Source organism: Sphingomonas sp. (assembly GCF_036677245.1).
Classification (GTDB): Bacteria; Pseudomonadota; Alphaproteobacteria; order Sphingomonadales; family Sphingomonadaceae; genus Allosphingosinicella.
Window position 1 is genome coordinate 1 of sequence record NZ_JAKFCG010000093.1, and the last position, 2,104, is coordinate 2,104.

The window sequence follows — 2,104 nt, forward strand, 5'->3', positions numbered from 1 at the left end:
TTCTCGCAGTTCCATGTCCTGCGCGGCATCGACCTTGCGGTGAAGCAGGGCGAGCGCATCGTGGTCTGCGGCCCGTCGGGCTCGGGCAAGTCGACGATGATCCGCTGCATCAACGGCCTCGAGTACTATGAGGGTGGCAGGATCACTGTCGGCAGCGAGGTCGTGTCCCAGGACGACGACAAGATCGAGAAGATCCGGCAGCGCGTCGGCATGGTCTTCCAGTCGTTCAACCTGTTCCCCCATCTCTCGATCCTCGACAACCTGACGCTCGGTCCGATCAAGCTCCGGCGCATGAAGCGGGCCGCCGCGGAAGCCCAGGCGATGGAATTGCTCGAGCGCGTCCATATCGGCCATCAGGCCCGCAAGTTCCCGAACCAGCTCTCGGGCGGCCAGCAGCAGCGCGTCGCGATCGCCCGGGCGCTCGCCATGGAGCCGGACGTCATGCTCTTCGACGAGCCGACCTCGGCCCTCGATCCCGAGATGGTCAAGGAAGTGCTGGACGTGATGATCGAACTCGCCGGGACCGGGATGACGATGATCTGCGTCACCCATGAAATGGGCTTCGCGCGCGCCGTCGCCGACCGGGTCGTCTTCATGGACAACGGCGCCATCGCCGAAGTCGGGTCACCCGATGCCTTCTTCTCGGCACCCAAAACGGAACGCGCCCGCCAGTTCATCCAGCAGGTCATCCACTAGCCGGTCGGCCCAGCCGCACCAATCAGACCATTTCGGAGCTTGATCCCGTGAGCACGCCTTCTTCTCCCGCCTATCCCTATCGCCTGCGCATTCCCGGGCCGATTTCGATCCCCGAGCGTGTGCGCAGCGCTACCGCGCAGCCCATCGTCAACCATCGCGGCGCCGAGATGCGCATCGTGCTGGGCGAGATCCAGCGCCTGATCAAGCCGCTGTTCGGCACGCAGGCGCCGGTCTTGGTCTTCGGCAGCTCCGGAACCGGCGTGATGGAGGCGAGCCTCGTCAACATCCTGGCTCCCGGCGAGAAGGTGCTGGCGCTGGTCCACGGCCAGTTCGGCGAGCGCTATGCGCAGATCGCGCGGGCGCTCGGCGCCGAGGTCGAGGTGATCGAGAGCGAATGGGGCCATGCGCCGGCCCCGGAGCGGGTCGCCGCCGAACTCGCCAAGGCGGACTATCGCGCGGTCATCGCCGTGCACAATGAAAGCTCGACCGGTGCGGTGACCGATCTGGCGGCCATCGGCGCGCTGCTGCGCGAGCGCGAGACGCTGTTCCTGGTCGACTCGATCAGCGGGCTCGGCGGCATGGAGGTGCGGCAGGACGAGTGGGGCGTCGACATCGTCGTCACCGGCTCGCAGAAGGCGTTGATGTGCCCGCCCGGCCTCGGCTTCGCCAGCGTCAGCGACAAGGCGCGCAAGGTCATCGACCGTGCCGATCGCTGCCCGCGCTTCTACTGGGACATGCGCAAGGCGCTGGCCGTCGTCGACAATCAGGAGACCGCCTTCACCTGTCCGGTCTCTCTGCTCTTCGGCCTGCACGAGGCGCTGAAGATGATCCACGAGGAAGGGCTGCCGCAGGTTTTCGCGCGGCACGGGCGGCTGTCGGGCGCGCTCCGCGCCGGTTGTGTCGCGCTCGGCCTGCCGGCTTTCGGCGATCCTGCCGTGGCCTCCCGCACCGTCGTCGTCGCCGCGGTGCTGGCGCCGCTGACCGGCGGGGCGATCGTCAAGCACATGAACGAGACCTACAACACGATGATCGCCGGCGCCCGCAACAAGCTGACCGGCAAGGTCATCCGCATCGGCACGATGGGCCAGATCAGCGAAGCCGACATCCTGACCGACCTGCACTATCTCGAGCGCACGCTGATGGCGCTCGGCCACACCGTTCCCGCAGCCGGCGCCGGTGTCGCCGCCGCCGCGGCTGCCCTCCGCTAATCCAGCAACGGATCGCTCCCATGCCTCACATCTGGGTCGAGTATTCGACCAATCTCGAAGACAGTGTCGACGTGCCCGCACTGCTGAAGGCCGTGCAGGATGCCCTGATCGGCGACGGCAGCGTCTTCCCCTTCGCCGGCGCGCGCACCCGCGGCGTCCCGGTCGCGAACTACCTCATCGTCGATGGCCATCCCGACAAC

At 67.2% G+C, this 2,104-nt stretch carries 3 protein-coding genes; all 3 read left to right on the forward strand.

Translation table 11 applies throughout. The annotated features are described in order from the left end of the window. Positions 1 to 696 (forward strand): amino acid ABC transporter ATP-binding protein (locus V6M48_RS11020; protein ID WP_332812593.1); only part of this gene is annotated, 696 nt, incomplete at its 5' end. A gap of 47 nt (positions 697 to 743) precedes the next feature. Further along, positions 744 to 1,904 (forward strand): pyridoxal-phosphate-dependent aminotransferase family protein, encoded by a 1,161-nt coding sequence (locus V6M48_RS11025; protein WP_332812594.1) that lies wholly within the window; start codon positions 744 to 746, stop codon positions 1,902 to 1,904. A 20-nt stretch (positions 1,905 to 1,924) separates the two neighbouring features. Beyond that, on the forward strand, positions 1,925 to 2,104 hold a 180-nt coding region (locus V6M48_RS11030; RefSeq protein WP_443019097.1), incomplete at its 3' end, for a hypothetical protein.